This window comes from Agrococcus lahaulensis DSM 17612 (assembly GCF_000425105.1).
Classification (GTDB): Bacteria; Actinomycetota; Actinomycetes; order Actinomycetales; family Microbacteriaceae; genus Agrococcus; species Agrococcus lahaulensis.
Window position 1 is genome coordinate 1 of record NZ_KE384305.1, and the last position, 20,018, is coordinate 20,018.

General features: G+C 72.6%; 23 protein-coding genes. 9 read left to right on the top strand and 14 right to left on the bottom strand.

What is annotated here, in order from left to right:
- Positions 1-112: 112 nt before the first annotated feature.
- The 6 genes from H508_RS0112995 to H508_RS0113020 all read right to left on the bottom strand — a co-directional run bounded on the left by H508_RS0112995 (position 113) and on the right by H508_RS0113020 (position 5,493).
- Positions 113-463 (bottom strand): transposase, encoded by a 351-nt coding sequence (locus tag H508_RS0112995; RefSeq protein ID WP_081645966.1) that lies wholly within the window; start codon positions 461-463, stop codon positions 113-115.
- Between the two features lie 174 nt (positions 464-637).
- Positions 638-1,051, bottom strand: a complete 414-nt coding sequence (locus H508_RS0113000) for an arsenate reductase ArsC (RefSeq protein WP_026374373.1) — start codon at positions 1,049-1,051, stop codon at positions 638-640.
- A 12-nt stretch (positions 1,052-1,063) separates the two neighbouring features.
- Positions 1,064-2,050: a metalloregulator ArsR/SmtB family transcription factor gene (locus tag H508_RS0113005; protein WP_026374374.1), complete on the bottom strand. Its 987-nt coding sequence runs from the start codon at positions 2,048-2,050 to the stop codon at positions 1,064-1,066.
- Positions 2,047-3,168, bottom strand: a complete 1,122-nt coding sequence (gene arsB / locus H508_RS0113010) for an ACR3 family arsenite efflux transporter (RefSeq protein ID WP_026374375.1) — start codon at positions 3,166-3,168, stop codon at positions 2,047-2,049. The genes H508_RS0113005 and arsB overlap by 4 nt, the downstream gene beginning before the upstream one ends.
- On the bottom strand, positions 3,165-4,139 hold the full coding sequence (gene trxB, locus H508_RS0113015; RefSeq protein ID WP_026374376.1) for a thioredoxin-disulfide reductase: 975 nt from the start codon (positions 4,137-4,139) through the stop codon (positions 3,165-3,167). The genes arsB and trxB overlap by 4 nt, the downstream gene beginning before the upstream one ends.
- A 52-nt stretch (positions 4,140-4,191) precedes the next feature.
- Positions 4,192-5,493: an NAD(P)-binding domain-containing protein gene (locus H508_RS0113020; protein ID WP_026374377.1), complete on the bottom strand. Its 1,302-nt coding sequence runs from the start codon at positions 5,491-5,493 to the stop codon at positions 4,192-4,194.
- Positions 5,494-5,570: 77 nt separating this feature from the next.
- On the opposite strand from H508_RS0113020, the gene H508_RS0113025 reads away from it, so the two are divergent.
- Positions 5,571-5,915 (top strand): ArsR/SmtB family transcription factor, encoded by a 345-nt coding sequence (locus tag H508_RS0113025; RefSeq protein WP_035255235.1) that lies wholly within the window; start codon positions 5,571-5,573, stop codon positions 5,913-5,915.
- A 229-nt stretch (positions 5,916-6,144) separates the two neighbouring features.
- Here H508_RS0113025 and H508_RS0113030 read toward each other — a convergent pair whose 3' ends face one another.
- Positions 6,145-6,570 carry a GNAT family N-acetyltransferase gene (locus H508_RS0113030; RefSeq protein ID WP_051223495.1) on the bottom strand — a complete coding sequence of 142 codons (426 nt, stop codon included), beginning with the start codon at positions 6,568-6,570 and terminating at the stop codon, positions 6,145-6,147.
- A 149-nt stretch (positions 6,571-6,719) separates the two neighbouring features.
- Between H508_RS0113030 and H508_RS0113035 the strand changes: the two genes are divergently transcribed.
- The gene (locus tag H508_RS0113035; protein WP_035255192.1) at positions 6,720-8,108 is read left to right on the top strand and encodes a M20/M25/M40 family metallo-hydrolase; all 1,389 of its coding nucleotides are present in this window, start codon (positions 6,720-6,722) and stop codon (positions 8,106-8,108) included.
- Positions 8,109-8,113: 5 nt separating this feature from the next.
- Here H508_RS0113035 and H508_RS16420 read toward each other — a convergent pair whose 3' ends face one another.
- Positions 8,114-8,599 carry an HIT domain-containing protein gene (locus tag H508_RS16420; RefSeq protein WP_035255196.1) on the bottom strand — a complete coding sequence of 162 codons (486 nt, stop codon included), beginning with the start codon at positions 8,597-8,599 and terminating at the stop codon, positions 8,114-8,116.
- Positions 8,600-8,609: 10 nt separating this feature from the next.
- A complete protein-coding gene (locus H508_RS0113045) occupies positions 8,610-9,134 on the bottom strand; it encodes a MarR family winged helix-turn-helix transcriptional regulator (RefSeq protein ID WP_026374381.1) in 525 nt (174 codons plus the stop codon).
- Between the two features lie 108 nt (positions 9,135-9,242).
- Between H508_RS0113045 and H508_RS0113050 the strand changes: the two genes are divergently transcribed.
- Entirely contained in the window at positions 9,243-9,584 is a 342-nt protein-coding gene (locus H508_RS0113050) for a hypothetical protein (protein ID WP_156906091.1), read from the top strand.
- Positions 9,585-9,642: 58 nt separating this feature from the next.
- Here the strand turns inward: H508_RS0113050 and H508_RS0113055 are convergent, their stop codons facing one another.
- Together H508_RS0113055 and H508_RS0113060 are read right to left on the bottom strand one after the other, a co-directional pair.
- Positions 9,643-9,825, bottom strand: a complete 183-nt coding sequence (locus H508_RS0113055; protein ID WP_026374383.1) for a hypothetical protein — start codon at positions 9,823-9,825, stop codon at positions 9,643-9,645.
- Between the two features lie 9 nt (positions 9,826-9,834).
- Positions 9,835-10,902, bottom strand: a complete 1,068-nt coding sequence (locus H508_RS0113060; RefSeq protein ID WP_026374384.1) for a trans-sulfuration enzyme family protein — start codon at positions 10,900-10,902, stop codon at positions 9,835-9,837.
- Positions 10,903-10,979: 77 nt separating this feature from the next.
- Here H508_RS0113060 and H508_RS0113065 point away from each other — a divergent pair, with 77 nt between their 5' ends.
- Genes H508_RS0113065 through H508_RS16430 form a run of 3 tightly spaced genes read left to right on the top strand, consistent with a single transcriptional unit; the run spans position 10,980 to position 14,083 of the window.
- Positions 10,980-12,107: a DNA glycosylase AlkZ-like family protein gene (locus tag H508_RS0113065; RefSeq protein ID WP_156906092.1), complete on the top strand. Its 1,128-nt coding sequence runs from the start codon at positions 10,980-10,982 to the stop codon at positions 12,105-12,107.
- A gap of 9 nt (positions 12,108-12,116) precedes the next feature.
- Positions 12,117-13,031, top strand: a complete 915-nt coding sequence (locus tag H508_RS16425; protein ID WP_051223463.1) for a diacylglycerol/lipid kinase family protein — start codon at positions 12,117-12,119, stop codon at positions 13,029-13,031.
- Positions 13,028-14,083: a hypothetical protein gene (locus H508_RS16430; RefSeq protein WP_051223465.1), complete on the top strand. Its 1,056-nt coding sequence runs from the start codon at positions 13,028-13,030 to the stop codon at positions 14,081-14,083. Before H508_RS16425 ends, H508_RS16430 begins: the two co-directional genes overlap by 4 nt.
- A 2-nt stretch (positions 14,084-14,085) precedes the next feature.
- On the opposite strand, the gene H508_RS0113080 is transcribed toward H508_RS16430, so the two are convergent.
- The 3 genes from H508_RS0113080 to H508_RS16435 are packed head-to-tail and all read right to left on the bottom strand — an operon-like array spanning position 14,086 to position 17,298.
- Positions 14,086-14,466: a VOC family protein gene (locus tag H508_RS0113080; protein ID WP_026374386.1), complete on the bottom strand. Its 381-nt coding sequence runs from the start codon at positions 14,464-14,466 to the stop codon at positions 14,086-14,088.
- Position 14,467: 1 nt separating this feature from the next.
- Positions 14,468-16,477 (bottom strand): S9 family peptidase, encoded by a 2,010-nt coding sequence (locus tag H508_RS0113085; RefSeq protein WP_026374387.1) that lies wholly within the window; start codon positions 16,475-16,477, stop codon positions 14,468-14,470.
- A complete protein-coding gene (locus tag H508_RS16435) occupies positions 16,477-17,298 on the bottom strand; it encodes an SDR family oxidoreductase (protein ID WP_051223467.1) in 822 nt (273 codons plus the stop codon). The genes H508_RS0113085 and H508_RS16435 overlap by 1 nt, the downstream gene beginning before the upstream one ends.
- A 95-nt stretch (positions 17,299-17,393) precedes the next feature.
- On the opposite strand from H508_RS16435, the gene H508_RS0113095 reads away from it, so the two are divergent.
- Genes H508_RS0113095 through H508_RS0113105 form a run of 3 tightly spaced genes read left to right on the top strand, consistent with a single transcriptional unit; the run spans position 17,394 to position 19,903 of the window.
- On the top strand, positions 17,394-17,852 hold the full coding sequence (locus tag H508_RS0113095; protein WP_026374388.1) for an NfeD family protein: 459 nt from the start codon (positions 17,394-17,396) through the stop codon (positions 17,850-17,852).
- Positions 17,853-17,877: 25 nt separating this feature from the next.
- On the top strand, positions 17,878-19,137 hold the full coding sequence (locus H508_RS16440; RefSeq protein ID WP_084155339.1) for an SPFH domain-containing protein: 1,260 nt from the start codon (positions 17,878-17,880) through the stop codon (positions 19,135-19,137).
- 13 nt (positions 19,138-19,150) lie between these two features.
- On the top strand, positions 19,151-19,903 hold the full coding sequence (locus H508_RS0113105; RefSeq protein ID WP_035255254.1) for a glycerophosphodiester phosphodiesterase family protein: 753 nt from the start codon (positions 19,151-19,153) through the stop codon (positions 19,901-19,903).
- Positions 19,904-20,018: the final 115 nt, after the last annotated feature.

Sequence of the window (20,018 nt, forward strand, 5' to 3'; positions counted from 1 at the left end):
TTCCACGCCCGGTAGGTTCGCGCGGCGACCTCCACGCCCTGCTCCCGCAGGACCTGGCAGACCGACTCGACCGCGCGGCCCTTGGCCCGCTGCTCGTCGATGAAGCCGACGATCAGCGGCGTCGGGGGTCGAGTTCCCCGGCGAAGAAAACCGCCGCGTCGCGCAGGATCGCGTTCGCCTCACGCAGCTCACGGTTCTCCCGCTCAAGCCGCCGCACCCGCTCCGACTCGCTCGTCGAGGCGCCCTGCCGTTCGCCGGCGTCGATCTGAGCCTGCCGCACCCAGCGGCGCAGCGACTCGGCACCGAAGCCGAGCCGCTTCGAGACCGTCTCGCACGCGGTCGTCAGGTTCGGATACTCATCGAGATGGTCGAGCACGAGCCGGATCGCTCGCTGCTTCGTCTCCTCCGGGATCTGCTTCGGCATGATGACAATCTTCCTTCCAGACTCGAAAGGAACCGGCATCAAACCGGGGACGGTTCATTCCGCCGCGGCCTGGAGGAGCGATACCAGTGGTGCGAGTGGAGGTACTACCCGACTTGACTGGATACCGGGGATATCAACCTAGGTCGTGAGCTCCTTCGCGAAGTCCTCTGGTTCTGAGGTCGACGCGCTCCACGCGCATGAACCCTCGACGCGCTATCGACGAGCGGGGGCGATCTCCTCGATCAGGCTGGCGATGCGTCCGCGGATCTCGTCGCGGATGGGGCGCACGTCCTCGATGCCCTGACCCGCGGGGTCGTCGAGCTCCCAGTCCTCGTAGCGCTTCCCCGGGAAGATCGGGCAGGCGTCGCCGCAGCCCATCGTGATGACGACGTCGGACTCGCGCACGGCGTCGACGGTCAGCACCTTCGGCTGCTCCGCGGTGATGTCGATGCCTTCCTCCGCCATCGCGGCGACGGCAACCGGGTTGATCTGGTCAGCAGGCATCGAGCCTGCCGACCGGACGTCGATGCGGCCTTCGCCGAGGCTGCGAAGGTAGCCGGCGGCCATCTGCGAGCGGCCGGCGTTGTGAACGCAGACGAACAGGACGGTGGGCTTGGAATCGGTCATGGGTCTTTCCGTTCAGCGGGTGGGGGAGAGGTCGGTGAGGAGCTGCTGGACGCGGGCTGCGATGTCGTCGCGGATCGCTGCAACGCCCTCGGGGGAGGCAAGGGCGGGGTCGCCCACGGCCCAATCCTCGTAGCGGACGCCGGGAATGACGGGGCACACGTCGCCGCAGCCCATCGTGATGACGACGTCCGCGGCACGGACTGCGTCGTCGGTCAGCGGCTTCGGGAAGGCGGTCGCCGCGGTGGGGGCGTCGATCTCCTCGAGGAGGGGTCGCACGTTCGGGTGGACGTCGGCGGCGGGCGTCGAGCCGGCGGAGCGTGCGACGACGCGACCGCCGGCGTACTGATTGACGAGCGCGGCCGCGAGCTGGGAGCGGCCAGCGTTCGCGACGCACACGAACAGCACCTGCGGCACCGAGCCACCGCGATCGCGCTCGAGGTCGCTCAGGCGCTGCCTGGCGAAGCGCTCCGTCAACGGCACCAGGTGCGCGGTGACGCGAGCCGTGCGAGCGAGTCCCGTGTAGGACTCTCGGACGATGGATGCGACGACGTCTGCGCTGAGGGCTGGATGAGTGGCGGCGAGGGTGTGGGCGAGGTGGTCGAGCGCCTCGTCGACGTCTGCCAGGCCGCGGTAGCCGTCGCGGACGGCGGGATTCACGGCGGCGGGCGCGAACGAGTCGAGCAGTGTGGTGACGGCGGGCTGGAGTGCGGGGGTGATGCGGTACCAGACCCAGGTGCCGCGACGTTCGGAGGTGACGACGCCGGCGTCCTTGAGAACCTTGAGGTGATGCGAGACGGTCGGTTGCGACACCTCAGCGAGCTCGGCGAGGTCGCACACGCACGACTCGCCGCGTCCGTCGGTGGCGATCGCGGACAGCATCCGCAGCCGCAGCGGGTCGGAGAGCGCCTTCAGCGTCGTCGCGAGCGATCCGGCAGCGGCCTCGCTGATGGCGTGCGTGTCGGCGGCGACGCAGGCGTCCGTGGTGGTGGGAGTGCTCATCGTCGAGTCCTCTCGATGGGCCGCGCGGCCGCGGTGGAATCCGGGTCGGTGGCGGTGGGGTCGGTGCGGAACCAGGATCGGGCGATCCAGAGCGAGACGTAGACGAGGCCCACGAGCACGGGGACCTCGATGAGGGGGCCGACGACGCCTGCCAGCGCTTCGCCGGAGGTCGCGCCGAAGGTGCCGATCGCGACGGCGATCGCGAGCTCGAAGTTGTTGCCGGCGGCGGTGAACGCCAGCGTGGTGGCGCGGGCGTAGCCGAGGCCGAGCAGCTTGCCGGTGACGATGCCGATGGTCCACATGAGCGCGAAGTAGGCCAGCAGCGGCAGCGCGATGCGCACCACGTCGAGCGGCTGCGAGGTGATCGCGTCGCCCTGGAGGGCGAACAGCAGCACGATCGTGAACAGCAGACCGTAGAGCGCCCACGGTCCGACCTTCGGCAGGAATCGGTCCTCGTACCAGGCGCGTCCCCGGCGGCGCTCGCCGATCCACCGCGACGCGAATCCGGCCAGCAGCGGCAGGCCGAGGAAGATCAGCACGTTCAGGGCGATCTTGCCGATCGAGACGTTCAGACCCTGCGAGTCGAGGCCGAGCCAGCCCGGCAGGACGGTCAGGTAGAACCAGCCGAGCAGGGCGAACGCGACGACCTGGAAGGCGGAGTTGATGGCGACGAGCACCGCGGCGGCCTCTCGGTCGCCGCATGCGAGGTCATTCCAGATGACGACCATGGCGATGCAGCGGGCGAGGCCGACGATGATGAGGCCGGTGCGGTACTCGGGCAGGTCCGGCAGGAACGTCCAGGCGAGCGCGAACATGAGCGCAGGCCCGACGATCCAGTTGAGCAGCAGCGATGCCAGCAGCAGCTTCCGGTCGCCGGTGACCGCGGCGACGCGGTCGTAACGGACCTTCGCCAGCACCGGGTACATCATCACCAGCAGGCCGAGCGCGATCGGGATCGAGATCCCGCCGACCTCGAGCGCGGCGAGCACGTCGGACACGCCCGGCAACGCGGAGCCGATGACGAGCCCGGCGACCATGGCCAGGCCGATCCACGCGGGCAGCCAACGGTCGAGCGTAGATAGGCGACGCATCGCGCCCGTCCCGGTCGCGTCGGTCATGCCACGACCGCCTCAGGGGCTGCAGCCGGAGCGTCGGCGTCGAGGGCGGAGAGGTAGTGCTGCGCGTCCTGCGCGGCGGCGCAGCCGGTGCCGGCTGCGGTGATCGCCTGCCGGTAGGTGTGGTCGACGAGGTCGCCGGCGGCGAACACGCCCGGCAGGTTCGTGCGGGTGGAGGGGTGGTCGACGAGCACGTAGCCGTCGGCGTCGACGTCGACCTGGTCGGCGACGAGCTCGGAGCGCGGGTCGTGACCGATCGCGACGAACACGCCGGTCGCGTCGAGTACGCGCTCGGCGCCGGTGACGGTGTCGCGCAGCGTCACGCCCTCGATCTTCGCATCGCCGACGAACCCCGCGATCTCGCTGTTCCAGGCAACCTCGATCTTCGGGTCGGCGAGGGCACGAGCAGCCATGATCGCCGACGCGCGAAAGGTGTCGCGGCGGTGCACGATCGTCACCTTCGACGCGAACCGGGTCAGGAACAGCGCCTCCTCCATCGCCGAATCGCCGCCACCGACGACGACGATCTCTTGCTGGCGGAAGAAGAATCCGTCGCAGGTCGCGCACCACGACAGGCCGTGACCGGTCAGGCGCTCCTCGTCGGCCAGCCCCAGCTTGCGGTAGGCAGACCCCATCGTGAGGATCGCAGTGCGAGCGAGGACCGCCTCGCCAAGCCCCGTCTCGACGCGCTTCACATCGCCCGCCAGATCGACCCGCACCGCGTCGTCGAACACGATGCGCGCACCGAACCGCTCGGCCTGCGCACGCATCGACTCCATCAGGTCAGGGCCCTGGATGCCGTCGACGAAGCCGGGGAAGTTCTCCACCTCGGTCGTCGTCATGAGCGCGCCGCCGGCGGTCACCGACCCGGCCAGCACCACCGGCTCCAGGCCCGCGCGCGCGGCGTACACCGCTGCGGTATAGCCGGCCGGCCCCGATCCGATGATCACGACATCCATGATCTGATTCGACATGCCTCTATATTGAGGTTCGTCGAATCAGCGCGCAAGTCGCGCCGGATGAACATCAGGTGACGGGGCGCGCGCCGATCTGGACCAGGGCGGGCGCGGGCGCGCAGCATCCGGAGGCGGCAGGCGCGTCGAACGCGCTCGCGCCGCCGCAGACGCCGGTGTCGGGCAGGACGAGCTCGTCGCGGGCTGCAGCCTCATGGTCGCCAGCGATGTGCGCTGCGACGCTGCGGACCTGCTCGTATCCGGTGAGCGCGAGGAACGTCGGGGCGCGACCGTAGGACTTCGCGCCCACGACGAAGAGGTTCGCGTCGGGCTGGGCGAGCTCGGCCGCGCCGGTGGTACCGACCGAGCCGCAGGAGTGGAGGTTCGGGTCGATCGACGCGGCGATCCCGTCGACGGCGTCCAGCGACGAGTCGATCGCCAGTCGCAGCTCAGACAGGATCGACAGGTCGGGGCGGAATCCCGTCAGCGCGAACGCATGGCCGACGTCCTGGATGACGCGTCCGTCCTCGCCGACGATCGCGAGCCCGTCGCCGCTCTGCCGCACCTCAGCGACCCGGAACCCGCTGACGAGGTCGACGCGGCCGGCGTCGACGGCGCGACGCGCCCGCGCGCCCAGCGCTGCCCGCTCGGGCAACTCGTCGCCGATGCCGTCGCCGAACACGTTCGCCGTCGAGCCGCGGCGCAGCAGCCAGGTGATGCGCGTATCGGGTGCGCGTCGCGCGAGGCGATCGAGCTGCAGCAGCGCATGCGTGGCCGAATGGCCGGCGCCGACGACCACGACGTGCTGACTGGCGAACGCCTGAACATCGTCCGGGATCCGGTACGAGATCCGGTCGGCTGCAGCACGCTCGCCGATGGCGGGCACGCCATCCGCGCCCATCGGACCCGGCTGCCCCCACGTGCCGCTCGCGTCGACGACGGCGCGTGCGCTGATGCGCTCCTCGCTGCCGTCTGCGCCGGTGACATGCACGATGAACGGAACCTCCACGCGACCCTGCGAGACGACCTTGTCTCGGCCCTGCTTCGTCACCGCCGTCACCCTCTGGCCGGTGCGCACCCGCTCGCCCAGGGCGGCAGCCAAGGGTGCGAGGTAGCGCTCCACCCACTGCGCACCTGTCGGGTAGGCGCGCTCGGGAGCGACCCACCCAGACCGCTCGAGCAGTCGAACCGCTGCGGCGTCCACGAGCTCATCCCATGCCGAGAACAGCCGAACATGGCCCCACTCGGCCACCGCTGCGCCAGCAGATCCGCCGCGCTCGAGCACCACCGCCTCGACACCCCGCTCCGTCAGATGCGCCGCCATCGCAAGTCCCTGCGGACCCGCACCGATCACGACCACCGGCTGCTCAGCCATCACCACTCCTAGGATCGAAGAACGTCGATGCGATGAGCATGCAGCATCCATCGACGAACGTCAATCAATGTGTCAGGATGGTGCGCGTGACGACCACGACCGCCGCCGACGCGTGCTGCACTCCTGTGGGAGAGGCGGCGATCGATGCCGCCGCCGCTGAGCAGCTCGCAGTGCGCTTCAAGGCGCTCGGTGACCCGACGCGTGTGCGTCTGCTGTCGCTGATCGCTGCGAGCGACGGGGGAGAGGCGTGCATCTGCGACCTCACCGAGCCGGTGGGACTCTCCCAGGGCACGGTGTCGCACCACATGAAGATCCTCGCCGAAGCGGGCTTCGTCACTCGGGATCAGCGCGGGCGCTGGGCGTACTACGCGATCGCACCCGGTGCCCTTGACGCCACTGCGTCGTCCCTCCGCGCACTCTGACGTGACCGCCTCCGTCGACGAGCGCCTCGACTGGCGTCTCGCCGCCCTCGCCGTCGGCCAGGTCATCAGCTGGGGCTAAGCGCCGGTCAGAGGTTGATTCCTTCGTGCCTACCCGGTCGCACGGGGAGGCGTATCGCCACGACGTGAGTACTTCATCCCTCTTTCGATCCGACATAATGTGCATTATCGGCGGCAGCGGCACACCGCGAGCAGGGGTGCCGGGTCCGCCTTAGCTGCGGGCGAGCGCCGCGAGCCGCTCGCCCGTGAGGCGCTGCGTCGTCCACTCGTCGAGCGGCGCCGCGCCGATCGCGCGGTAGAACCCGATCGACGGCTCGTTCCAGTCGAGCACCGTCCACTCGAAGCGCCGGTAGCCGCGCTCGACGCACTCCGCCGCGAGCGCCGCCATGAGCGCACGCCCGTAGCCGCGGCCGCGCTGCGCCTCGTCGACGTAGAGGTCCTCGAGCCAGATGCCGTGCGTGCCCGTCCAGGTGGAGTACGTGAGGAACCAGATCGCGATGCCGACGATCGCGCCCTCGCGCTCGACGACGTGCGCGAACGCCCGCGGCTCGTCGCCGAAGAGCGTCGCCGTGAGCATCCCCTCGGTGTTCTCCACCGCATCCGGCTCTCGCTCGTAGACCGCGAGCGCGTGGATCATCGCGAGGATGCCCGGCTCGTCGCCGGGCTGCGCACGGCGCAGCTGCGCGCCGTCGGAGAGGCTGCGGGAGGTCACCCACGGAGCCTACGCGGTGGCGACCCCTGGCGTTCCCGGCGCGCGCCGCTACGCTGTGCGGCCAGGAGGTCGCGATGGAGCGGACCGAGTCGGACATCAGGGCGTACGTCGACGCGCACGCCCGCGAGCTCGTCGCGGAGCTCGCGGCCTGGGTGCGCATCCCCTCGGTCGCAGGCGTCGCCGAGCGCGAGCACCACCTCCGCAGGTCGGCGTCGTGGCTGGCCGGCGAGCTGCGCGCCGTGGGCTTCCCGTGCGCCGAGATCTGGGGCGGCGCGGACGGGCCGGCGGTCTACGCCGAGTGGTGCGAGGCTCCCGGCGCGCCGACCGTGCTCGTCTACAGCCACCACGACGTGCGCGCCGTGAAGGACGAGAACTGGGACGAGACGGCGCCGTTCGAGCCGGTCGAGCGCGACGGTCGGCTGTACGGGCGCGGCACCTCGGATGCGAAGGGCCAGGTCATGGCGCACCTGTGGGGCGTCCGGGCACACCTGGCTGCGAGCGGGCGCGAAGCCCCGGCCGTCAACCTGAAGCTCCTCGTCGAGGGCGAGGAGGAATCCGGCTCCGCCGGTCTGGCCGCGATGCTCCACGAGCACCGCGAGCGGCTCGCAGCGGACGTCGTGCTCTTCTCCGACACGCTGCTGTGGCGCGCCGACCACCCGGCGCTGTGCACGAGCATCCGCGGCATGCTCGGCGCGCGCATCGAGGCGTACGGCCCGCTGACCGACATCCACTCGGGCGCCGTCTCGGGAGCGGCACCGAACCCGGCGATCGAGCTCGGCCGGCTGCTCTCCCTCCTGCATGACGACGAGGGCAGGATCGCGTTCCCCGGCTTCTACGACGACGTCGAGCCGATCCCCGAGCAGCGACGGGCTGAGCTCGCGGCACTCCCCTTCGATGAGCGCGACTGGCTCGAGCGCTCGCACACCCGCAGCATCGGCGGCGAGGCAGGATTCACCGTGCTCGAGCGGCTGTGGGAGCGGCCGGCCCTCGAGGTCATCGCACTGACGGCCGGCGATCCCGTCGGGGTCAAGCGCGCCGCTGTCCCGTCGATGGTCTCGGCCGACCTCAGCATCCGCACCGTCGCCGGCCAGCGGGTCGAGCGCGTCGCCGAGCAGCTGCGGAGCTGGCTCGAGTCGAGCATCGGGGACCGCTTCGAGTGCAGCCTCGAGGTGCAGCAGGAGACCGCGCAGGAGAGCTACCGCACGCCCGACTCCCCCGTCGTCGACGCGCTCGCGAGCGCCATGGCCGCCGGCTTCGGTGTCGCGGAGGTCGGCAGGATGGGCAACGCAGGAGGCGGCCCTGCCGAGCTGCTCGCCCGCTCCCTCGAGGTGCCGATCGTCTTCTTCGGCACCGGACTCGTCGAGGACAACTGGCACGACAGCGACGAGAGCGCGTCGATCGAGATGCTCCTCGCCGGTGCCGCGACGCTCGCGCACCTGTGGGAGGAGCTCGGAGTCGGCTGAGCCGCTCAGCCGCGGACGTCCGCCTCGCCGGCTCGGTCGGCCTCGAGCGCGGCCGCGATCGCCCTGCCGTGCGCGGCGATCGCGGCCGCGTCTGCCGGCCGGCCGGGCTCGAACGGGAGCTCGAGCCGATCCCGGCTGCGGTCGAGATGGCGCGGGATCACGTGGAGGTGGAAGTGCGGGACCGTCTGCCATGCGGCGGAGCGGCTGCACTGCAGCAGGTTGACGCCCTCGGCGCCGAGCGCGGTCAGCGCCGCCCGCGCGAGCCGCTGGGCGGCGAGGACCGTGGCGGCGAGGTCGTCCGCGGGGATGTCGAGGAGGTCGGCGCTGTGGCGCTTCGGGATCACGAGCATGTGCCCGTCGGCGCCCGGATCGATGTCCATGAAGGCGACGGTCGTCGCGTCCTCAGCGACCCGCTCGCACGGCACGGTGCCCGCGGCGATCCCGCAGAAGACGCATCCGTCGCTCGCGCCGTGCTCCCGCTGCTCGCTCACGGCACGGATGCTACGCGCCGGCGACCTCGTGGTGGTCGTCGACGTGCTCGATCGCGGCGACCATGCGCTCGAGGAAGCCGGCCACGGCTTCGGTCTGCTCGTCGTCCATCGCGTCGATGACGTCGATCATCCGTCGGTGCATCGCGCCGAGCGTCGCGCGCACCTCGTCGTCGGTGTCCTTCGTCGGCACGACGATCGTCGCCCGGCGGTCCTCCGGATGCGGCTCCCGGCGCACGTGGCCGCTCTTGACGAGCCGGTCGACGAGCGCGGTGACCGAGGGCGACGCGAGGCCGAGCGCCGACGCGAGATCGCGCTGCCGCAGCAGCTCACCGCGCCGCTCCGCCTGCAGCAGCAGGCGCAGTGCCAGCAGGTCGGTCTCGCCCATCCCCATCGACGACCGCGTGCGCGCTCGCATCTGCGCTTCGGCCGCGCGGTAGCGCCGCAGCAGGTTGAGCACGTCGACGCTCGTCGGCCTGCCGTGCTCCGGGTACCAGTACCCCGAGCTCGCAGCCCCGCGTCGATCGATCTGCGTCATCCCGCTCCTCCCCCGGATCGATGGCCCGGATGATCTCACCACCACCATACCATTCGGACGTGATACATTTTGATCATCGAACTAATGATCGTGACGAAGGAGCAGGACATGACCGACACGCTGGCTCGCCCCGAGGTCTCGGTCGCTGCTCCCGACTCGGTGACCGGGGCCGCGGGCGCCATCTCGTGGGCGTCGCCGGGCAGCGGGCTGTGGGTCGCCACCCGCACGGATCGCGAGGGCACGACGTTCCTCGGCTTCGTCGAGGAGACGCTCGAGGAGTTCGTCGCGGTCGACGGCGCCGGTCGCTCGCTCGGCCGCTTCAGCGACCTCCGCGAGGCGCAGGCCGCGTTCGCGGCGGGCAACCCCTCCCCCGCGCTGACGACCGGCCCGATCCGCTGGATCGACGTCGGCGCGCGAGTCGTGACCCGCTCCAGCCTGCGCTTCGGCTGACCTCCGCTCGGCGCTTCAGCGCTGCCGAGGGCTTCGGCTCGCTGCGTCGTCCCGCGCGTCAGCCCTCGCGCGAGCGGCGCCCGATGAGCGAGCGCAGCGCCACGAACACCACGACCGCGACGACGGCGACGATCGCGAGCTTGCCGATGAACCACAGCACGCTGAAGACGACGTCGACGACGATCCACGCGATGATGACGGCGAGGATGGCGCAGATGACTGCCCACGCGGTGCGGCTCATGCTCCGAGGCTAGTCGACGCCCGCTCCGAGCGCGCCCAGCAGGTCGTCCGCCAGGTCGTCGATGTGCTCGATGCCGACCGAGAGGCGGATGAGGCCCTCGGGGATCGTCGGCGCCTCGGTCGCCCAGCGCCGCCGCCGCTCGAGGGTCGACTCCACGCCCCCGAGGCTCGTCGCCGGGATCCAGAGGCGCACCCGCTCGACCGCCCGGTCGGCGGCCTGCGCATCTCGCAGCACGATCGCGAGCACGGTGCCGAAGCCGGGGTCGCGCACCTCGACGACGCCGGGCGCGCGCTCGAGCCGGGCGGCGAGCTCGCGCGCGTTCGACGCCGCTCGCTCGAGCCGCACCGAGAGCGTGCGCAGCCCCCGCAGCGCGAGGAACGACTCCATGGGGCCGGGGATCGCACCGTGCAGGCCGCGGTGGTGGCGGATGCGCGCGGCGAGGTCGGGATCGTCGGCGACGACCGCGCCGAGCACGATGTCGCTGTGTCCCGCGATGAGCTTCGTGACGGAGTGCACGACGAGATCCGCGCCCTGGCCGAGCGGGCGCTGCAGCAGCGGCGTCGCGAAGGTGCTGTCGACGACGCTCAGCGCACCGGCCGCCCGCGCCGATGCGGCGAGGCGCTCGACGTCGGCGACCTCGAGCGCCGGGTTCGTGGGCGACTCGATCCACACCATCGCCGCCCCGCGCATCGCCGCCTCGACCGCGTCGGCGTCGGCGATGTCGACCCGACGCACCTCGAAGCGACCGGCCTCCGCGCCGCCGTCGAGCAGCGCGAGTGTGTGCTGGTAGGCGTGCCGCGGCACGACGACCGCGCCGCCGTGGGGCACGAGCGCGGCGACCGCGCTCACCGCCGCCATGCCGCTCGCGAACGAGACGCACTCCCCGCCCTCGAGCGCGCCGAGCGCATCCTCGAACGCCGTCCACGTCGGATTGCCGTAGCGCGCGTACTCGGGGTCGCCGCCCGCCACGAAGGCGCTCGCGAAGGTCACCGGCTCGCTGAACGGCGCACCGGGCACATGGCGGGGGCGGCCCGCGCTCACGACGACGGTCTCGGGGCGCAGGCGCTGATCTCGCATTGCGTCATCCTCCCACCGCGAGGGGCCGTCGGCCTCGCGCGGCGCCTCGTGTCGGCGCCCTCGGCTACCGTCATCGCGTGGCGACGATCCGCTCCATCTCGCGCGAGGAGGCGCGTCGCATCGCGGTGCGCGCGCAGCTGCTCGACGCCGACCGCGCGCTCGTCGACGGCGCGGAGGATCTCGCCGAGGTCGTCGCGCAGCTCACGCTGCTGCCGCTCAACCCGACCGACATCGTGTGCCCGTCCGCCGAGCACATCGCGCGCTCGCGGCTGCCCGGGATCGACCCGGGCGGCGTGCGGCGCGCCGTCGAGGTCGAGCAGTCGCTCTTCGAGCACCTCGGCCCGCACCGGCACCCGATGGAGGCGTGGGCGATCGGGCTGCGCGCGATGCGCGACCTCCCGTGGCTGCTCGCGCTCGGCCGCGCAGCCGACGCGATCGGCGAGGCGAGCCGCGCGTGGCTCGAGGCGAACGGCGGCTTCCGCGAGCGGGTGCTCGAGCAGCTCCGCGCCGACGGCCCGCTCCCCCAGGGTGACATCGCCGACACGGTCGACGTGCCCTACCGCTCGAGCGGCTGGAACACGGGCCGCGACGTCGCGATGATGCTCGAGCTGCTGCAGGTGCGGGGCGAGGTCGTCGTGGTCGAGCGGCTCGGGCAGCTGCGCGTGTGGGACCTCGCCGAGCGCGTGCTGCCGCCCGTCGAGGCGCCCGACGCCGCCGCCGCGCTCGAGACGTGGCGGCGCCGCTGGCTCCGCTCGCTCGGCCTCGCCCGGGCCACCCACGTGGGCGAGGCCGGCGAGCCCGTGCGCGTCGAGGGCACGCGCGGCGAGTGGCGGCTCGACGTCGGCGCGAGCGGCACCGGCTTCGCGGGCCGGGTCGCGGTGCTCTCGCCGCTCGACCGGCTCATCGCCGACCGGCGCCGCATGCGCGACCTGTGGGGCTTCGAGTACGCGCTCGAGCAGTACACACCCGCCGCGAAGCGCCGCTGGGGCGTGCACGCGCTGCCGATCCTCGACGGCGACCGGCTCGTGGGCAAGGTCGACGCGCGCTCCGACCGCGACGCGGGCGCGCTGCGCGTCGCGCGCATCCACTGGGACGTCGAGCCCGACGGCCGGCTCCGCTCCGCGGTGCTCGACGAGCTCGAGCGCTTCGCCGCGTGGCTCGGCGGCCGGCTCGCGCTTGCCGACGGCGCGGCGGAGCCTCGCTAGCCTGGCGCCGTGCCCGCCATCGCCGTGATCGGCAATCCCATCGCCCGCGGCTTCGCGCGCGGCGTCGATGCGGTGCTGCGCGAGGCGGCGCGATCGGGCGCGGACGCGCGCGTGCTGCCCACCGAGCCGCTCGCGACCGGCGGGCCCCAGGCGCGCGAGGCGCTCCGGTCGGGGGCGGATGCGGTCGTCGCCGTCGGCGGGGACGGCACGGTGCGCGAGGTGGCGGCCGTGCTCGCCCACTCGGGCGTGCCGCTCGGCATCGTGCCCGCCGGCACCGCCAACCTCTTCGCCCGGAACCTCGACGTGCCGCTGCGCGACGCCGCCGCGGCAGCCCGAGCGGCCGTCTCCGGCCCCGTCTCGCGCGTCGACCTCGGGCGCGTCGTGCTGAGCCGCGCGGGCGCGCGCGAGGAGGAGCGACCGTTCCTCGTCGTCGCGGGCGTCGGGCACGACGCGCTCGCCGTCGAGGCGGCGTCGCTGCTCGCGAAGCGGCGCCTCGGCTGGAGCTCCTACATCGCCGCGGGGCTCGGCCGCCTCGGCAGCCCGAGCTTCGCCGTCCGCGGTCGCTTCGACGGCGGCCCCGTCGAGTCGACGCGCGCCTGGAGCGTGCTCGTGCACAACGCCGCGCGCATCCCCGCCGGTCTCTCGGTGCTGCCGGGCACGCGGCTCGACGACGGCGCGCTGCACGTCGCGACCGTGAGCCCGCGCCACCTCGCGCACTGGGGCCGCATCGCGGCAGCCGGTGCCGGCATCGCCCGCGCCGAGGGCGTGCTGCGCCACCGCACGGTCGAGCGCGTGACGCTCGGCGCGGTCGACGGGCCGCTGCCCGTGCAGATCGACGGCGACGCGGCGAGGCCCGTCGATCGGCTCGACGCGCGCATCGACCGCGCCGCGCTCAGCGTGCGGGTGCCAGGATCGGGGGCGTGACTCCCGACCAGGCCCTCGCGCGGCTCCGCAGCGCCCCCGCAGGACGGCTCGAGCCGTTGCTCGCCCAGATCGACCTCGAGCGCACGGTGGCTGCGATCGTGGGGAATCGCGTCACCGGCCTCTTCCGCCGCGCGCAGCGCGAGGCGCTCGTCGAGCTCCTGTGCGTCGAGCGCGTGGCCGAGCTGAGCCCGCGGATGCGCGCGAAGGTCGTGCACGCGCTGCGCGAGCTCGCGCCCAGCGCGGTCATCTCCCACGGCATCCGGTCGTGCCTCCTCTCCCTCACCGGGGAGCCGTTCCGCGACATGAAGTACCTGCTGAACTCGACGGGCGACCGGCACGACCTCGAGCACGTGGTCTTCGAGCGGCTCACGCCCGAGGATCGCGAGGCGGTGCTCGCCCACATCGCCGCCGAGGCGGTCGACTCCCCCGTGCACGACCTGCGCATCCTGTGCGACATCGACGACACCGTGCGCGCGATGCTGCACGAGACCCGCTTCCCGCGCGGCTCCGTCTACCCCGGCGTCGTCGAGCTGCTCATCGAGCTCGACGAGGGCCACGCCTCGCAGCCCTCGCGGCCCGGTGACCTGACCTTCGTGACGGCGCGGCCCGAGGGGCCGCGCGGCCTCATCGAGCAGTACACGCGGAACGGGCTCTCGGGCCTCGGGCTGCCGCCCCACGCCGTGCTCGGCGGCTCGTTCCTCAACCTCTTCACGAAGCAGTCGATCCAGGCCCGCAAGCTGCAGAACTTCGTGCGCGAGCGCGCGCTCTTCCCCGAGTGCCGCTTCATGTTCATCGGCGACAGCGGGCAGGCCGATCCGCAAGTCGGGGTCGAGATGCTGCGGCTCGGCGGGGTGCACGGCGTCGCCGTGCTCATCCACGAGGTCGTGCCGGTCGAGGGTGCGGTGCGCGCCGAGCTCGAGGCGGCCGGCATCCGCTTCTTCCGCGGCTACGACGAGGCGGCGCGCATCGCGCACGACCTCGGCCTGCTCGACGCCGCCTCGCGCGACCGCGTGCTGCTCGCCGTCGCCGCCGACGGCGCGCCGATGACCTGAGCTCAACGCGCGCCGTGCTCGACGAGCGCGATCGTGTTGCCCTCGCTGTCGAGCACGAACGCCATCCGCTCGACCGCGCCGGCGGGTCCGAGCGCGTCGTCGCCGTGGGTGAAGATGACGTGCGGCTCGCTCACGATGCCGACGCCGGATGCGCGGAGCCGCTCCACGCGCTCGTCGAGATCGTCGACGGCGAAGTAGAGCAGCGCCGAGGGAGCGCCGCGCTCGAGCAGCAGCCGCGTGTCGCCGAGCACGAGGAACGCGAGGCCCGGCGGGTCGAAGGTCGCCGCGATCGGCACGCCGAGCAGGTCGGCGTAGAAGGCGGCGGCCCGCTCGAGATCGACGGCGCGCTGCGCCACCTGCACGAGCGGGCCGTCGCCGATCACGTCAGCCCCCGTGGTTCTCGGCCGTCGGCAGGTGCTTGCCCCACCAGCGCAGCACGTGCTCGAAGCGCTCGACGCGATGCCGCGGCTGTCCCGAGCGGGTGAGCTCGTGGTTCTCGCCGGGGAACAGCAGCAGCGCCGTCTCGACCCCCTGCCGCTTGAGCGCGGCCCAGTACCGCTGGGCCTGCTCGGGCGGGCAGCGCCAGTCCTGCTCGGAGTGGATGACGAGCGTCGGGGTGCGCACATCGCCGACGCGCGCCATCGGGCTCTGCGCGCGCATCTGCTCGGGGTCGGTGCCGGTGTACTCGCCCCCGAAGAACCAGCCGATGTCGCTCGTGCCCATGAACGACTCCGGGTCGAGGAAGCCGCGCTCGACGATCGCGGCCGTGAAGCGGTGGTCGTGCGCGATCGTCCACGCCGTGAGGTAGCCGCCGTACGAGCCGCCCATGATGCCGAGCCGCTCGCGGTCGAGCTCCGGGTGCGCGTCGAGCGCGCCGTCGAGGAAGTCGAGCACGTCGTGCAGGTCGACGGTGCCCATCCGCTGCTTGATCGCGACGCCGTGCTCGCGGCCGTAGCCGGCGGAGCCGCGCGGGTTGCACTGCACGACCGCGTAGCCCGCGTCGACCGCGACCTGCGCCTCGTCGAAGACGCCGACGCCGTACTGCGCGAACGGCCCGCCGTGGATGTTGAGCAGCACCGGGTGGGGGCCCTCGCCCTCGGGTACCCACACCCAGCCGTGCACGGGGCGGCCGTCGCGCGCGGTGATCTCGTGCTCGGTCGGCAGCACGACGCCCGCCTCCACCAGCGGTGCGCCGAAGTCGGTGATGACGCGCACGCCGCGCTCGTCGAGCACGGCCACCTCGCCGGCCGACGTCGGCGTCACGACGGTCGCGACGGTGACACCCGCGCCGACGCCGTGGCCGACGACCTCGAGGTCGCCGCCGATGAGTTCGCGCGAGCCGCCGCCCGTGACGTGCACGAGCCGGTTGCGGCCGCGCGTGCGCTCCTGCACGAGCACGCCGTCATCGACGACCGTCGCGTGGCTCCCCTGCTCGCCGAGGTCGACCGACTCGCCGTCCGTGACCTCCTCGGCGTGCGCGCCGGGGTGCTCGAGCACGAACAGCTGCGTGCTGCGGGCGACGAAGTCGCGCCCGCTCTCGCCCATGTGCTGCGCGAGCAGCACGAAGCCGCCGTCCGGGGTCGGGCGCACCTCGCCGACCGAGAGGCCGGCGCGCGAGGAGAGGATCGTGTGGGGCTCGCCGTGGGCGACGGCGGCGTCGAACTCGACGACCGCGTTCACGAGGTCGTCGTCGCGCGAGTCGTGCCGCGCCGTGACGCACAGCACGCGCGCCCCGTCGACCGAGAACACCGGCGCCGAGTGGTCGAACTCGCCGTGGCTCAGCTGCATCGCCTCCGGCGCGAAGGGCGCGTCGTCGCGCGTCTCGGCGGTGTCGTGCGGGTGCGGAGCGCGGTCGTAGCGCGGCTCCGCGTCGAGCTCGGGCAGCTGCGAGACGAAGAGGTGCGAGCGGCGGCCGATGAGGCTACCAACGCCGTTCGCGAGGTTGCGGTTGCGCGTGATGAGGCGCGGCGACTCCTGCGCCGCGCCGAGGCCCTCGACGCTCCCGTAGCGGCCGGGCTCGACGACCGTCGCGGTGAACGCGATGCGGTCGCCCTCCGGCGAGACGGCGAACTCCCGCACGCCGCCCGGCTGGGCGGTCGCCTGCACGGCCTCGCCGCCGTCTGCGCGCATCGCCCACACCTGCGGCTTGTCCTTCGAGTCGTCGCGGAGGAAGAGCACCGTGGCACCGTCGGGCGTGAGCTGCGGCTCGCGATCGGCGACCCCGCCGGTGAGCCGGCGCCGCGTGCCGTCGGCGAGCGAGACGCGCCAGAGCTGCCCGACGTTGCGGTTCGCGCGCAGGCTCGGGCGGCTCGAGGCGACGATCGCCCACGCCCCGCTCGGGTGCACGGCCGGGCGCGAGAGCGAGACGAGGTGCTCGATGTGCTCGGCGCGCATCAGCCGCGCACCCCCTCGGCCTCGCCGAAGCCCGAGACGTCGCCGACGAGCCGCGTGCTGTCGGCGGGCACGGGCTCGACTGCGGCGAGCGCGACCTCCCTCGCGAACTCGTCGACGTCGTAGAGGCGTCCCGCCTCCTCGCGGCGGCTCGCGATCGCGCCCGGGTTCGCGCGCTCGAGCAGCGTCGCGGTGATCGTGCCCTCGATCATGTCGCCCGAGACCACGACGAGCTCGATGCCGCGCTCGGCGAGCGACGGGATCCGCTCGCGCAGCGCATCCTCCCCCGCGCGCTTGGAGCGCGCGACGGGCTCGTACTCGGGCATCGTGGGCGTCGTCCGGATGAAGTGCGCCTGGTGGCTCGTGACGAACACCACGCGCGCGCCATCCCGCAGCACCGGCAGCGCGGCCTCGAGCAGCCCCACTTGCGCATCGCGGTTGAGGCGCATGGCGTAGTCCTCGCCCATGCCGCTCTCCATCCCCCCGGATGCGTTCATCACCAGGATGTCGAGGCCCCCGAAGCGCTCTCGCACGGCCTCGAACATCGCCGCGACGCTCGCGGGGTCGGTGAGGTCCGCCTGCACCGCGAGCGACTGGACGCCGTGCGCCTGAGCGGCGGCCGCGACCCTCTCGGCGCGCGGCGCCTTCGCGCGGTAGTTCACGACGACGTCGGCTCCCGCCGCGGCGAGCAGCTCGACGGTCGCGGCGCCGATGCCGCGGCTCGATCCGGTGACGAGGGCCGTGCGGCCGGCGAGCGAGCCGGGCGCGAGCGGCGCGGTCTCCTCTCCGGCGGGATCGGGATTCGTCGCGTCGGCATTCGGCACAGGGATCTCCTTCGTTCGAGTCGACACTACTGCGCGCGCCGTGCCGCTCGTGCGCGCCTCGAGCGCTTCTCGCGTGCGCTCAATATGCTGGGCCCGTGGACCTTGCCCAGTACGCGTGGATCGTGTGGCTCGTCGTCGCGCTCATCTGCTTCATCATCGAGATGGTCACGCTCGAGTTCACGTTCCTCATGATCGGCATGGCGTCGATCGGGGGCCTCGTCTCGAGCATCACCGGGCTGCCCGTCTGGGCGCAGGTCCTGATCGCGGCGGCCGCCGCGCTGCTGCTGCTCCTGCTCGTGCGACCCAAGCTGTTGCAGCGCCTGCACGAGTCCGGCGAGGTCAACCTGCAGGGCGTCGACGCCCTCATGGGCATGGCCGGCGAGGTCACGCGCACGTTCGTGCGCGGTGCCGGCGAGGTCACGCTCGCGAACGGCGACGTGTGGACCGCGCGCCTCTCCCCCGCGGTGCAGCCGCGGGATCCCGACGTCGGCGAGCGCATCGTCGTCACCGCCATCGAGGGGGCGACCGCCATCATCGTCCCCGCCCAGCGATAACCGCCCGACAACCCAAGGAGCCCCCATGCCGATCGACGGAGGATCCATCCTCAACGTATTCCTGCTCGTGCTCGTCGCGCTCATCGTCCTGTTCGTGCTCGTCACGCTCTTCCGGTCGATCCGCATCATCAAGCAGGGCTTCACGGGCGTGGTCGAGCGGCTGGGCCGCTTCCACCGCGTGCTGCAGCCGGGCCTCAACTTCCTCGTGCCGTTCATCGACCGGGTCTCCTACTCGGTCGACATGCGCGAGCAGGTCCGCTCGTTCCCGCCGCAGCCCGTCATCACCGAGGACAACCTCGTCGTCTCGATCGACACGGTCGTGTACTTCCAGGTGACCGACGCGCGCGCCGCGACCTACGAGATCGCCGACTACCTCTCGGCCGTCGAGCAGCTCACCACCACGACGCTCCGCAACGTCGTCGGCGGCATGAACCTCGAGGAGGCGCTCACGAGCCGCGACACGATCAACGGCCAGCTGCGCAACGTGCTCGACCAGGCGACCGGCAAGTGGGGCCTGCGCGTCGGCCGCGTCGAGCTCAAGGCGATCGACCCGCCCCACTCGATCCAGGACTCGATGGAGAAGCAGATGCGCGCCGAGCGCGACCGCCGCGCCGCAATCCTCACCGCCGAGGGCTCGAAGCAGTCGCAGATCCTCGAGGCCGAGGGTCTCCGCCAGTCGGAGATCCTCCGCGCCGAGGGCCAGGCGAAGGCCCAGGTGCTGCGGGCCAAGGGTGACGCCGAAGCGCAGGTGCTGCTCGCGAAGGGTGAGTCCGAGGCGATCGAGCGCGTCTTCGCCGCCATCCACGAGGGCGACGCCGACGACAAGCTGCTCGCCTACCAGTACCTCCAGACGCTCCCGAAGCTCGCCGAGGGCGACGCGAACAAGCTCTGGATCATCCCCTCGGAGCTGACGGATGCGCTCCAGGGCGTCGGGCGCGGATTCTTCGAGGGGCGCGCCCAGGTGCCGTTCCAGAAGGGCCCGTCGAAGCACGACGGCGAGGCCGCGGAGCCGTCGATCCTCGACGAGACGTTCCAGGCCGACTCGGTGAGCGACGTCGAGGTGCCCTCGATCGCCGAGACGCTGCAGGCGAGCGGCATCGACCCCCGCGGTGCGGGCTCGACCGACACCGTCTCCTCCTCGACGTCGCTCGCGGACGAGACGCCGAGCACCGACTACGGCGAGGCGGTCGAGGCGGCGCGCCAGGCGGCGAACGAGGTGCCGGACGCCGAGCCCGGCGCTCGGGGCGCCGACGACGCGACCGACGGCAGGGCGCCGCAGGCGTGACGCGCCTGTGCCCGTGACCGGCTACCTCGATCCGCGACCGCCGCGCGTGCTCGCGCACCGCGGCCTCGCGCTCGAGGCGCCCGAGAACACGATGTCGGCGTTCATCGCGGCGGTCGACGCCGGCGCGAGGTTCCTCGAGACGGACGTGCACGCGACGGCCGACGGCGTCGCCGTCATCGCGCACGACCCGTCGCTCGACCGCGTCGCCGGCCGGGACGTCGTGATCGAGCAGACGCTGTTCCCCGACCTGCAGCGCGTCGATCTCGGGCAGGGCGAGCACGTGCCCGGGCTGCGGGAGGCGCTGCTCGCGCTCCCCGACGCCCACTGGAACATCGATCTCAAGACGGATGCGTCGGTCGTCCCCGCGGTCCGCGCGGTCGTCGAGGCCAAGGCGACCGATCGGGTGCTGCTCACGTCGTTCTCCGAGCGGCGGCGCCGCCAGGCGGCGGAGCTCGTGCCGGGGGTCGCGACGAGCGCGTCGCAGTCGATGGTCGCGAAGGCGCTCGTCGCGCAGCGGCTCGGGCTCGCGGGACGGCTCCGCCGGATCCTCGCGCCCTTCGTCGCGGTGCAGGTGCCGCGGCGGCATCGCGGCGTCGAGATCGTCACCGAGCGCAGCGTGCGGGCCTTCCAGTCCGCGGGCGTCGAGGTGCACGTGTGGACGATCAACGACGAGGCAGAGATGCGGGAGCTCCTGGAGCTCGGCGTCGACGGCATCGTCACCGATCGCTGCGACCTCGCGCTGCCGCTCCTCCCGCCCACCCGCTGATCGGGCAGCGGCGTCCCCCCCCCGTTGATCGAGTAGCGGCCGAAGGCCGCGTATCGAGATCCGGCTCGCGGCGCTCCTTCCCGTTGATCGAGTAGCGGCCGGAGGCCGCGTATCG